Below are 12,058 nucleotides of genomic sequence, written 5' to 3' on the forward strand. Positions count from 1 at the left end.
GGCGGGAGGCGGGAGGCGGGAGGCGGGAGGCGGGAGGCGGTAAAATTTCTTCGTACTCGTACTCGTACTCGTACTCGTACTCGTACTCAGCGCAGCGGTACTCGTACTCGATCGCAGTGCCCTGGGGCGAGTCGGAAGCCAGCGATTCCTCGCGAAATCGGGCTCGCTCCTCACGGTTCGGCCTCCCATGCAACCCAGCCGCCAACAATCGAGTACGAGTACGAGTACGAGTACGAGAAAACTGCTCCCTGCTGCCTGCTACCTGCTACCTGCCACCTCCTCCAGCCTTCCGTCGATCAGCTCGCGTTGGGAATCCATTTGGGCGGCGAGCGATTCGCTGTGGGTGACGACGATCAGCAGCGTGTTTTGCTCCTGCTGCAGTTCCTTGAGGAGCGTCGCGATCGACTCGGCGGTGCTCCGGTCGAGGTTGCCGGTCGGCTCGTCGGCGAGCACCAGCGTGGGTTGGTTGAGCAAGGCGCGGGCGACGGCGACGCGTTCCTTCTGCCCGCCCGAAAGTTCACCCGGGATATGGCTCAGGCGATCGCTGAGCCCGACGCGGTCGAGTAGCTGCCGAGCTCGCGCGGTGGCGCCGGCGTCGGGACGGCCCGCGGCCAGGGCGGGGACCAGCACGTTCTCCAGCACCGTCAGCTGCGGCAGCAGGTGGTGGTCTTGGAAGATGAAGCCGATCTGCTCGTTGCGAAAGCGGGCCAGGGCTGCTTCGTTCAGCTGCGCCGGGTCGGTCCCGGAGAGCTCGAACCGGCCGGACGTCGGGCGGTCGAGCGCGCCGAGCAGGTTCAGCAGCGTGCTTTTTCCGCATCCGCTCGGACCGACGATCGCCAGGCTCTCGCCCCGTTCCATCGAGAATGAAATATCGCTCAGCACCACCAGCGGCTGCGATGGGGTCGGATACGATTTGGCGAGGTGCTGGGCCAGGAGCGTGGGCATCGGAAATCGCAAGGGTGGGGGCTAGGCGAGTAGGGCGAGGGTGGCCAAGCCGTAAAAGGTGTACTCGACATCCTGGGCGGGGTCCATCAGGAAGCCTGCAAAGCCGCCGCTTGGGCGCTCCATCGAAAGAACGTATTTTCGGGCCGCCTCGACATCCATTGCGTCGCGAGCTCCGAGATCGGCGAGCGTGATCGTCGCCGTGCAGGTGCTAAGCAGGTCGGCCAGGGGGATCCGCGTGTTGGCGGTAAACCCGCCGTCATCGCTTTGCTGGTCGAGCAAGAACTCCACGGTCCGCTCGATCGTCGGTGGCTGGAGCGCTCCGAGCGTCTTGAGGGCTCCGATGGCCGCGGCGGTAGGGTTCACGCCGGGCCGCTTGCCGACGCGGATCTCCAGAAATCCTCCATCGGGATGTTCCCGCTCGCGCAGGAACGCGATCGCGCGGTCGACCTCGGCCGGTTCGATCTCGAGCAGCTCGTAGCAGAGGATTGTCAGGAAGGTCTGGTAAGTGCTGCCGGCTCGTCCATCGGGGCTTTTCGCGTACCCGCCGTCGTCGCGGCGATAGGTCTCGAGCAGCTTGGCCAGGTTCTGCGGCCAGTCGCTCGGAGCTTCGCGGAGCACGTCGACTCCCGCCCCGAGCTCGACGACCGCGGCGGCGAAGACGAGCGAGATCAGGTCGACGATCCCTTCGCGGCCGGTGAGGCGGCTGGCGAGAAACCGCGCGGCCCGCTCCGCCGGCTCCTGTTGCAGCTCGCCGAGGACCATCAGGGCGCGGAGGGCGAAGCCGGTGTAGTACGGATCGCTTCCTCCCTCGCGGCCGCCGAAGCCGCCGTCGGGGCGCTGCTGGGCCAGCAGGTACTGCAAATGGCGGGAGCGAAGTTCCGGCGGGAGCGTCGCGGTGCCGAGGGCCAAGCGGAGGGTCAGGTCGGTCAGGTAGGCCAAGGGGAGTCGACCACTCTGGAGGGGCGAGCGTCAGCCGCTGGCGACGCTTTCAAGTCGCTGGCGGACGTCGTCGGGAATCGGAATCGACGTCAATTGTCCGTCGGCGGTCAACCGGCAGCAAACCGCCGTCAGCGTGGCGGTGGCAATCGGCGAAGCGTCGCGGCGGATCGTAAAACCATACCGCACGCTCTTGGTGCCGAGGTGTTCGACCGCGACTTCGATCGACAGCAGGTCCTCAAACTTTGCGGTCCCCGTGTAGTCGCAGGTGGCGGCGACCCGCGGCCAGGTGAGGTGGCCGCCGTCGTCGAGTGGCTGCATGACCGATAGCCCCAGGCTGCGAAGCAACTCGTGCTCGGCCGACTCCAGGAACGGAAAGAAAGCCGAGAAGTGGACGATCCCGGCCGCGTCGGTGTCGCGGAATTCAATTCGACGCTGGGTGCAAAACGGCATGGAGCAGGAGCGGGCGTAGTGGAACTTCATCCTCCCCCCGGGAGGGTCGGACTCTCGGGGCCGGGGAGGAGTCTCAGCCGGCCCGGAGGCGACACGCGCAACAAAAAACGCGAAGCCGGTTCAGCTTCGCGTCTTTTGGTGATTCAGTCGAGGCCGGGAGGGCGGCGAATCACTCGCCGACGTACGGCAGCAGAGCCATGAAGCGGGCTCGTTTGATCGCGGCGGTGACCGCGTGCTGGCTGACGGCGGTGCAACCACTCTTGCGGCGACCGACGATCCGACCGTGACGATTGACCAGCTTCTTCAGCAGTTCAGTGTCTTTGTAATCGATATACATCGGCCGCGGACGGTGGCCATCGACGAAAATCGGGTCTTTCTTCTTCGTCCGGGAGCGAACCCGCGATCGCTTGCGGGCCCGACTCCGGTTGCTCATCGGGCGCGGGGCCATGGCACTGGTTCCAGAATGATCGGGTACAGAATGTCGAGCCGCGGATTATGCACGGCTGGTCCAAGCGAGACAAGTCCCAATTGTCGGTCAGCCCTTGAGCCGGTTCAGCAGTCGTCCGGGGGATCCCATCGCGTGGTAGCCGCCGTCGATGTGCAGGATTTCGCCGGTGACGCCGTTGCTCGCCGGGTGCAGCAGGAACGCTCCGGTGTTGCCGACCTCGTCGTGCGTCACGTTGCGGCCCAGCGGAGCCATGTGCTCATACAGCTGGAGCATCTCGTCGACTCCGGCGGCGCGGCCAGCGAGGGTCCGCATCGGGCCGGCCGAGAGGGCGTTGACGCGAACCCCGAGCGGACCCATGTCGTACGCCAGGTAGCGGACCGTCGCGTCGAGTGCGGCTTTGCAGATCCCCATCACGTTGTAGCCCGGAACGCACTTCTCGCCGCCGAAGTAGGTCATCGTCGCGATCGCCCCGTCGGGAGCCATGTGCTCGCGAACTGCGGCCGTCACGGCGATCAGGGTGTAGACGCTGACGTCCATCGCCAACTTGAACCCCGAGCGGCTGGTGAACACGGTGTCGCGTCCCAAATCCTCGCGATCGGCAAAGGCGATCGAGTGCAGCACGAAGTCGAGCTTGCCAAATTTGGCGACCGTCTGGCCGACCACGTCGCGGATCTGCTCGTCGTCCTGGGCGTCCAGGGGCATCAGCAGTTCAGCGTTTTCGTACTGGTCGGTCAGCTGCGAGACGCGGCGACGATTCCGCTGCCGCTCGTCGTCCTCCCGGTCGGGAAGATGGGTAAAGGCGCACCGACCGCCAGCCTCCATAATCCGTTTGGCGATTGCCCAGGCGATCGAATGGTCGTTAGCCACACCTAGAATCAAACCCTTCTTGCCGCTGAAATCCATCCGTTCCTCGATTCGTGGTTGCTGAGAGTGTGAAAATGGGATGAGGCTCTCTGTGCCGCTTTTCTCCCCCCGCCTATAGTGGCCTGCCCCGCTCAGAGGGTCGGGTCGCGTGCTCGGACGGGCCGAAACCGGACAACATAGCCAGCGACCCCGGGCCGCGCCTATTTACCGTCTTTACCGTCTCGCGTCTCTTCGAGTTCCTTTGCCCTTTCTTTCACTGGTGCCCCTCCGCAGATGCCGTCCGAAGAAATCGCCCTGCTCGAGCAGCACGCGAGCACTGCCGAGTTGTCGCGGTTGCTGCTGGTTTATCTGGCGCGGAGCAGCGACCCGCGGCAGATTCTCGGTAGCGTGCTGCCGCAGTTGGTCCCGACGTTTCGTTGCGGGCGGGCCGGGATCGTTCGCCAGCGCGGGCGGGGGTGGGCCGCCAGCGACTGGATCGGCACCCAGGGGCCGCTGCCTGAAACGTTGATCGGCGAAGTGGTCGACGCGGGCCGAGGAAAAGTGGGCCGCCGGCAAGTCGAAGGTTCGTGGGTCGCCGCTCCTCTCGATGTGGGCGATGCGATCCCGCGGGTGCTCTTGCTCGGCGGCTGCGACCCGGACCGCCCGCCGAGGATCGAGGAGATCGAAGCGGTGGCCCGGTTGGTGGGGATGGCGCTGCAGATTGCTCGCCGCCAGCAGCACAGCGCCTCGCGGTGCGAGCGGCTGGCGGCGATGTTGCGGATCGGGGCCCAGTGGTCGCAGACGGAACATTCGAGCGAGCTGCTCGAGGCGATCGCCGCAGCCGCCACGCGGCTGCTCGGGGCGGAGCGGGCCAGCATCTTCCTGTGGGATCGGAGCCGCCGCAAATTGGTCGGTCGGCCCGCCCTGGGGGTCGAAGGAGGGCAGCTCGAAGTGGATGACTCGGAGGGAATCGTCGGAGCGGTGCTGCAGAGCGGGCGGCCGCGGCGGTGGCAAGCGGGCGACGATGGGGAAGCCGAGGTCAATCGCTCGGTCGATCGCCGCCTGCGGTTCGAAACCTGCTCGCTGCTGGCCGTGCCGCTCTGGGATCCGCAAGCCAAGGAGGCTTCGGGAGCGGCGCCCGCGGAGTGGCAGGGGGAGGCTCGGCTGGGCGTCTTCGAGCTGATCAATTGCCGCTCCGGAGCCTTTACCGAAGAGGACGTCGAGGCGCTCGAGGAGTTCGCCGCCCAGGCGGCCGCCGCCATCCGCAGCACGCAGACCCGAGAAGCGCTCGCCGAGTGCCGCGACCGGATGACCGACTCGGCGGCCGAGGGAGCGCGGGTGATCGGAAATCACAGCACGATGGTCGCGCTGCGGGAGACCGCGCGGCGGGTCGCCGAGACCGATCTGGCGGTGTTGGTGCTCGGCGAAAACGGCACTGGGAAAGAAGTGCTGGCACGGAGCATCCACTTTCAAGGCCCCCGCAAACACCAGCCCTTCATTGCCGTCAACTGCGCGGCGCTGGTCGAGAGTCTGCTCGAGAGCGAGCTTTTCGGGCACGAGAAAGGAGCCTTCACCGATGCCCATCAAACCCGGGTGGGAAAGTTCGAGCTGGCCAGCGGCGGGACATTGTTCCTCGACGAAGTGGGGGACCTCAGCCCGGGCGGCCAAGCCAAGCTGTTGCGGGTGCTCGAAGAGAAGATCGTGGTCCGCGTCGGGGGCTCGACGCCCATCCCGATCGACGTCCGCGTCGTCGCTGCGACCAACCAGCCGCTGGCGGAAATGGTTCGGGCCAAACGATTCCGCGAGGATCTGTTCTTTCGGCTGAACGTCGTGACCCTCCAACTCCCGCCGCTCCGCGAACGCGGCGAAGACATTCTTGCCTTGGCGGATCATTTTCTCCACCAGTTCGCTCACCAGGTCGGTCGCCGCGTGCCCCGCTTGTCCGAAGCCGCACGGCGGCAGTTGCTGCGGTACTCGTGGCCGGGGAACATCCGCGAGCTGCGGAATCTGATCGAGCGGATCTGTTATCTCTGCGGAGGCGATACGGTGGAAGCCTCGGATCTCGCCCTCTCCTCCCTTGCTGGGCCTCTGGCGATGCAGGGGGAGACGCCAGCGGCGGCTCCCGCTTCCAACGCGGGGCGGACGCTCGCCGATGCGACTCGCGATTTTCAGGTGCAGCACATCGAGCAAGCGATTGCCGCCTGCGAAGGCAATATGACCGACGCGGCCGGACGGTTGGGACTGCACCGTTCGAACCTCTACCGCAAGATGCGACAGCTCGGGATCAGCGGAGCGGAGAGCGAGAGCTGAGCGCCGCGGGCTATTCTCGTACGACGTAGGAGGCCGCCGCGCGTCGGAGGTCCCGGCCGGGATGGTGAAAAGCCCGGAGGAAAAGGTCGCCCGAAGTAGAAACGGCACGTCAAAATCTCACCCTCCCGCTTGCGGGAGGGTCGGGCTCTTAGGCCCGGGGAGGGCAATGGGTTTCGGCACGAACTCTCGATTGAGCCGTTAGAACACAAGCCAATCCGTCGAGCAAAAAGGGTCACACGCACTCATTACGCGAGCGTCTACCGGCCCCTCCCCGCTCGTTCCTCGCGACCCTCCCGGGGGGAGGGTGATGTCTTTTACGGAACCGCTTCAACTCACTCACGTGAAAGTTTTCACCATCCCAGGTCCAGGCTCCGTTCGCAAGTCTGCCCGACCCTCCCGGGGGGATGTTTTTTTCTTGCCTATATTGTGGGGTTTCGCGGTTTTCCGTTTTGGGGATACTGAGTGGGGTGGCTCAGTCGGTCTGCCCGCGCGGTTTACAATTCGAACGGCGAAGCGGAGTGGAGGAAGCGATGCCCAATGATTTGCCTCTCTGGATGGAACGATTTGCCGAGTTGCTCGGATGCGATCCTCGGCCCGCTTCGATCGCCGTCGCGATCGAGGATCTGCTCGCCGAGCGGGAGCGTCAGCGAGAAACCATCGGGCGCCTGCGGGGGTGGCGGGCAAGCTGCCGCCGCACCGAGGCGAACGCCGCGGGCTGAACAAAAGAGGACCCGGAACAGGGCTTTTTCTTCAACCGCTTCGTGCTAGAATGCCGACACACTCGGGTAAGCCAGTCGCACAGCGGCTGGCCCCGACGAGTACGAAGCCCCTGTAGCTCAGTTGGTAGAGCAACGGACTCTTAATCCGTGGGTCCAAGGTTCGAGCCCTTGCGGGGGTACTTTCTCAATGCGTCTGAGGCCATTGCGGCCGATCCAAACCCCGGTTCCGCCGGGGTTTTTTTGTGCCCGTGCCACGGGTTCTTAAAACACCCGCACCGATGGCCTGCTCGCCAGGCGCGGCCGATTCGCCAGTTGCGGCCCGCTCGCCAGTCGCGGCCTGCTCGACAGTCGCGGCCCGCTCACTAGCGGCGGGGCCGTCGACCCGGGGCGGTCTTTTGTAAGTGGCGGGAAGAGTTCCCGCGATTCGGGCGGATTGATGATCGAGGCGACCCATTTCTCGATCTTGTGGGGCGTCTGCCGGAGACTCTCGGGCGTCGGAGCCGCTGGTGCTGCGGCGGCGCAGACGCAGGTCAAACCCATCAGAAACGCCACCTTAAATTCGGGAGTGGATCGTCTGCGCATGGAACGGCTTCCGGAGTGCCGTTGCGAGGGGGCCCGAACGGCCAGTGAAAGATGCGAACCGCCAGTGAAGGATGCCAGCGGCCGGTGAAGGATGCGAACGGCTGCCTTAAGGAACGAGTTTTCGGAGAGTAGGGTTTGAACCCGTGCGGATTGGGGAGGTTTCGCCGAGCGAGGACGCGATGCTGCTGCGGGAAGCCGCAGGCGAGGCTGCTTAGAACACCGGCTCGTTTGGGGCGCCGGCTCCTTTTGGGGCATCGGCTCCTTTTGGGGCACCGTGCAGCGCCGGCGTCGCCAGGGGGTGGGCCGGCGGCCATTGGTGGTCGAGGCGGGTTGCCGGAATGAGTTCCCGAGAGTGGGTGGGATTAAGAATCGATGAGACCCAACTCTCCATTCGATGAGGCGTTTGGCAAACGCTCTCCGGCGTCGGAATGGCGGGTGCTGCCGCGGCGCAGATGCAAGTCAATCCAATAAAGGTTGCCGCCGTAAATTCGGATGCGGATTGTTTGCGCATGGGTGGGCCTCCTGGGTGCCATTGCAAAGTGTCTTGTAAACTACGAGGTCTCCCTTATAGCAGGTGTTTCTGAAGTTTCTTTATAGGATAAAAGTATATTTCTGGGCGGGGTAATAGATCTCCATAAGCCGTTTTTTGTGGGTGGAATCGCCCGCCTTAACTCGAAAAAAAATTCCAACTCGACGTTCGTATCGCAGGGGGGTGCCTACTTACGTTTCGTATCCGGCGGCCACGTCTGGTATGAGGAAAATGTAAAGGTGGCGTGGATGGCACTCGTTTGGGCTGTTGGATGGACCATAGAGGCGCTGGTCTAATCACACTCAGGAAATTCTGCACCGATCCGCGAGCGGCGGCATGTGGCACCTTGAGTGGCGGCTAGCGGAGTTTGCTCGGCTGTTGCCGCGGGAATTCGAGGCGGCTAGACTCCGGTGGGAAGTGGGGCAGCAAGCCCACTCGCCACCTTGCTTTGCAGCCCGCCGATCATGCCGCTCTACGTCTTCGGACATCGCAATCCCGACACCGACGCCATCTGTGCGGCGATCGCCTACGCGGACTTCTTGCGGCGGACGAGCCGTCCGGACGCCGTCGCCGCTTGCTGCGGACCGCCGAACGAGCGGACTGAGTTTGCCCTTCGCAAAGCGGGGCTCCCGGCGCCGCGGATCATCATGGACGTGCGGCCGGAGGTCGAGGATGTCTGCGATCGAAGCCTCAACGTCGCCCGTTCGACCGACGTGTTCTACGAGGTGTATCAGCGGATGCACGAACACGAGCTGCGAGCTATCCCGGTCGTCGACGAGAGCGGGGCGCTGGCCGGGATCGTGACGCTGCTCGATTTGCTGGAGTTGGTGTTTCAGGGGGGCGTCGACCCGGTCCACTCCCGGGAAGTGCGGAGCAGTTTCAACAAAATCGTATCGGTCCTCGGCGGCTCGTTTCAGCACGCCATCGAACCGGACCGGGCGGAGGATCTGATCGTCACCGTGGGGGCGATGAGCGCCGGTGGGTTCAGCAAACGGCTCGAGAAGTTTCCCGCCGAACGGATGCTGGTCGTCTGCGGCGACCGTCCCACGATCCAGGTCGCGGCGCTTGAGCGGGGAGTCCGGGGCATCGTCGTCACCGGCGGATACGAACTCTCGAGCGTCTTGCTGCAGCTGGCGGTGGAGCGGGGCGTGACCGTGATCAATAGTCCCTTCGACACTGCAACTACGACGATGCGGCTGAAGGCAGCGCGGGCGATCGAGTCGGTGATCGAGCGGGATTTTATCGTCGTCCCCGGCAAAACCCCAGTGGCGGCCGCTCGGCAGCAGATTCTCAGCTCGGCGCAGCCGATCTTTCCCGTCGTCGACGGGACCCGGCTGATCGGCGTGCTCAGCAAGAGCGATTTGATCAGCCCGCCGAAGCCCGAACTGGTGCTGGTCGACCACAACGAACTCTCGCAAGCGGTTCAGGGGGCCGAGGAAGCCAACGTGCTGGAGGTCCTCGACCACCACCGCCTGGGCGGCTCGCTCCGCTCTTCGCACCCGATTCGCCTGCTGATGGAGCCGGTCGGTTCGACGTGCACGCTGGTCGCCCGGATGTTCCGAGGGGCGGGCGTCGATCCCTCGCCCGGGATGGCGCTCTGCATGGCCTCGGGGATGATCAGCGACACGCTGCACCTCCGTTCGCCCACGACGACCGCGGTCGATCACGAGACGCTCTCGTGGCTGCAGCAGTTCTGCACGGTCGATCTCTCGGCGTACGCTCAAGAGTTCTTCCAGGTCGGCTCGGCGCTGCGAGGGTGCAGCCCCCGCCAAGTGGTCCGCGAGGACTGCAAGGAGTTCGAGGAGGCGGGGCGGCATTTTTCGATCTCCCAGATCGAAGAGATCGGCTTCGATCTGTTCTGGCAGCGGAAGGAAGAGCTGACCGAAGCGCTCGAGGAACTGGCTCGCGAAAATGGGCTCGAGTTCTCGGCGCTGCTCGTGACCGATATCGTCAGCAATGGCAGCCTGCTGCTGATGAGCAGCGAGCCGGCTGGATGGGAGGAGATCAATTACCCGCAGCTCGAGGATCGGCTGTACCAGTTGGACGAGGTGGTCAGCCGCAAAAAACAATTGTTGCCGCTGATCATCAGTCTGCTCGAGTCGACGCCCGAAGTCGGTGGCTAGCCGTTCGTGCTCGGGAGGCGTTGCACGAATAGTGAAATCAGCCGCCACGCGCTAGCGTCCGGTTGTCACCCGGTTTGTGGGAACCGTGGGCTAGCGCCCGGCGGCTGATGGGTGCCCCGCGGCTAGCGCCGTCGGCTCACCCGCGGCTAGCGCCGTCGGCTCAGGGTTACCCGCGGCCGCTCGCGTTTTGGCGGGAGGCGGGAAAGAGCCGTGGGTTTTCGTCGACGAACCGTCGGATGCGGCGTTCGAGAAACGACTTCGATCCGGCCGTCTTCAGATAGCTCCAGCCGATCAGCGCGATCACGAGCGCCCCGATCGCGTCGACGATCAGGTCCCCCATCGTGTCCTGCAGGCCGCTCTTCTGCATGTTCAGTCCGAACGCCTGATCCATCGCGAATTCAAAAATCTCCCACAGCGTTCCCACGCCCAGGGCGAACATGAAGGCGAACAGGGCGACGAACCCCGGCTTCATGTGCAGCCCCAGAGCGGGCTTTTCGTTCAGCACGTAGACGAGCAAAAACCCGAGCAGCCCCAGCAGGAATCCCGACATCGTGTGCAGGAGCAGGTCCCACCACCAGAACCGCACGTAGTAGCCGCGGACTTCGCCGAGAAACAGCGCCGCATAGATGAAGACCACCGCCAGCAGTTCAAATTCCGCCGGGACGTGAACCTTCAGCCGTCGGCCGAGCAGCGTCGGGAGGAGCGAAACCAGCAGGACCCCAAAGGTCGTGGCCGCCGCCATCCAGCGGGCATCGAACAGGGCGAGCGCGACCCCTAGGGCCAACAGCCCTTGGAGCGTGATGACCAGCCTGCGGTGGATTCGCCCTGCGAGTGCGGCGGGAGGCTCCGGGCGGCGTGGAAGTTTCATGGGACGACCCAGGCCGTCCGCTGCGGCAGGACTAGTCGAGCGAGCGCACCCAGACGTTGCGGAACCGCACCGGGTTGCCGTGGTCCTGCAGCATGATCGGGCCGGCCGGCGGATGCGGGCTGTACTTTCCTGGGCTCTTCATCCCCGTGACGCCGGCCAACTCGCGGCGATGCTGGACGAGCACTCCGTTGTGCAGCACCGTGATGAAGCCGGGGCGGACCAACTCGTCCCCGTCGAACTTGGGGATCTCGAAAATGATGTCGTAGGATTGCCATTTTCCCGGGGGCCGGCTGGCGTTGACCGCCGGCGGATACTGGCCGTAGATCGCTCCGGCGTGGCCGTCGGCGTAGGTGCGGTTGTTGTAGGAGTCGAGGATCTGCACTTCGTACAGTCCGAGGAATTTTACGCCGCTATTGCCGCGCCCTTGCGAACGCCCCTTCGCCTCCTCCGGGGCGGCCCATTCGAGATGCAGTTGAACGCTGCCGAAACTGTCCAGCGTATACAGATCGCCGTGGCCGCGGCTCGCTTGGAAATAGCCATTCTCGACCTTCCACTGCGGCTCGACAAACATCCCCGGTTCCTCCCGGTCGCGATGTCCCCAGAGGGCAAGATCGGTGCCATCGAACAGCACCAACGCGTCGCTCGGAGGCGGCACCGTGAGCTCAGTATCGGCCGGAGTGACCACCCGAGGCTGCGGGCGGAACAGATCGTGGACTCGCCACGGCTGGCCCGGCAGCTGCGGCCCGTCGGTCGAGCCGATCCCCGAAATCCGAGCCGGCTCGGCCGGTTTCGATTCCTCAGGCGCGTCCGCGGCTTTCTTGTCGCCGGCGTCGCTCTTTGGCTTCGGCTCCGCCTCCTGCTTCTCGGAATTCGAATCTGAGCCTTCAGGTTTGAGATCCTCAGGCTTGGATTTGTCGCCGGCGTCGCTCTTTGGCTCTGGCTCTGGCTTCTCGGATTTTGCATCTGAGATTTCAGATTTGAGATCCTCCGTCTTCTCCTCCTGCGCCGCGGCCGGCTCGGCAGCATCTTCCTGGGCGGCGGCCCCGAAGGCGGGCAGGATCAGCAGGAGGGCGAGAATTTGCAGCGGCCGCAAGCAACGCATCGAAGGCAACTCCGGAACACGAGGGGGGCGAGAGAATCGGCCACCAGTGTAATCCGTGGGCTGCTGGATAGAGTCGCCCCAGCTAGAGAGGTAGTGCAGTTTTTAAGTCCCCTCTCCCCCGCGGCTTGGCTGCGAACGAAAGTTCCGCAGCCAAGCCGTGGGGGAGAGGGCTAGGGTGAGGGGGCCGGTTGCCGGCCGCT

10 protein-coding genes, 1 tRNA gene and 2 pseudogenes are annotated in these 12,058 nt (G+C 64.7%); 4 read left to right on the forward strand and 9 right to left on the reverse strand.

All coding sequences use genetic code 11. From position 1 onward, the window contains the following. The 6 genes and pseudogenes from GNK13_RS21490 to GNK13_RS11710 all read right to left on the reverse strand — a co-directional run. Positions 1–205: pseudogene (locus tag GNK13_RS21490) on the reverse strand (hypothetical protein); the annotation flags it as partial. Between the two features lie 53 nt (positions 206–258). Continuing rightward, the gene (locus GNK13_RS11690) at positions 259–945 is read right to left on the reverse strand and encodes an ABC transporter ATP-binding protein (RefSeq protein WP_164102710.1); all 687 of its coding nucleotides are present in this window, start codon (positions 943–945) and stop codon (positions 259–261) included. 21 nt (positions 946–966) lie between these two features. Beyond that, positions 967–1,887, reverse strand: a pseudogene (locus GNK13_RS11695) (prenyltransferase/squalene oxidase repeat-containing protein); the annotation flags it as partial. A gap of 27 nt (positions 1,888–1,914) precedes the next feature. Next, on the reverse strand, positions 1,915–2,334 hold the full coding sequence (locus GNK13_RS11700) for an acyl-CoA thioesterase (RefSeq protein WP_235935086.1): 420 nt from the start codon (positions 2,332–2,334) through the stop codon (positions 1,915–1,917). A gap of 169 nt (positions 2,335–2,503) precedes the next feature. Then, positions 2,504–2,782 (reverse strand): 30S ribosomal protein S18, encoded by a 279-nt coding sequence (rpsR, locus tag GNK13_RS11705; RefSeq protein ID WP_261345414.1) that lies wholly within the window; start codon positions 2,780–2,782, stop codon positions 2,504–2,506. Positions 2,783–2,869: 87 nt separating this feature from the next. Next, positions 2,870–3,685 (reverse strand): enoyl-ACP reductase FabI, encoded by an 816-nt coding sequence (locus tag GNK13_RS11710; protein WP_164102713.1) that lies wholly within the window; start codon positions 3,683–3,685, stop codon positions 2,870–2,872. A gap of 234 nt (positions 3,686–3,919) precedes the next feature. On the opposite strand from GNK13_RS11710, the gene GNK13_RS11715 reads away from it, so the two are divergent. From GNK13_RS11715 to GNK13_RS11725, 3 genes are all read left to right on the forward strand, one after another. After that, positions 3,920–5,935, forward strand: a complete 2,016-nt coding sequence (locus GNK13_RS11715) for a sigma-54-dependent Fis family transcriptional regulator (protein ID WP_164102714.1) — start codon at positions 3,920–3,922, stop codon at positions 5,933–5,935. A gap of 530 nt (positions 5,936–6,465) precedes the next feature. After that, positions 6,466–6,654 carry a hypothetical protein gene (locus GNK13_RS11720; RefSeq protein ID WP_164102715.1) on the forward strand — a complete coding sequence of 63 codons (189 nt, stop codon included), beginning with the start codon at positions 6,466–6,468 and terminating at the stop codon, positions 6,652–6,654. 106 nt (positions 6,655–6,760) lie between these two features. After that, positions 6,761–6,833 (forward strand) — tRNA-Lys (locus GNK13_RS11725). 82 nt (positions 6,834–6,915) lie between these two features. Here GNK13_RS11725 and GNK13_RS11730 read toward each other — a convergent pair. Further along, the gene (locus GNK13_RS11730; RefSeq protein ID WP_164102716.1) at positions 6,916–7,236 is read right to left on the reverse strand and encodes a hypothetical protein; all 321 of its coding nucleotides are present in this window, start codon (positions 7,234–7,236) and stop codon (positions 6,916–6,918) included. A 993-nt stretch (positions 7,237–8,229) separates the two neighbouring features. Between GNK13_RS11730 and GNK13_RS11735 the strand changes: the two genes are divergently transcribed. Further along, a complete protein-coding gene (locus tag GNK13_RS11735; protein ID WP_164102717.1) occupies positions 8,230–9,888 on the forward strand; it encodes a putative manganese-dependent inorganic diphosphatase in 1,659 nt (552 codons plus the stop codon). A 166-nt stretch (positions 9,889–10,054) separates the two neighbouring features. Here GNK13_RS11735 and GNK13_RS11740 read toward each other — a convergent pair whose 3' ends face one another. Beyond that, positions 10,055–10,756, reverse strand: a complete 702-nt coding sequence (locus GNK13_RS11740) for a hypothetical protein (protein WP_164102718.1) — start codon at positions 10,754–10,756, stop codon at positions 10,055–10,057. 31 nt (positions 10,757–10,787) lie between these two features. Beyond that, complete coding sequence (locus GNK13_RS11745; protein WP_164102719.1) at positions 10,788–11,858, reverse strand: 3-keto-disaccharide hydrolase; 1,071 nt, start codon at positions 11,856–11,858, stop codon at positions 10,788–10,790. Positions 11,859–12,058: the final 200 nt, after the last annotated feature.

This window comes from Candidatus Laterigemmans baculatus, assembly GCF_010367455.1.
Classification (GTDB): domain Bacteria; phylum Planctomycetota; class Planctomycetia; order Pirellulales; family Pirellulaceae; genus Laterigemmans; species Laterigemmans baculatus.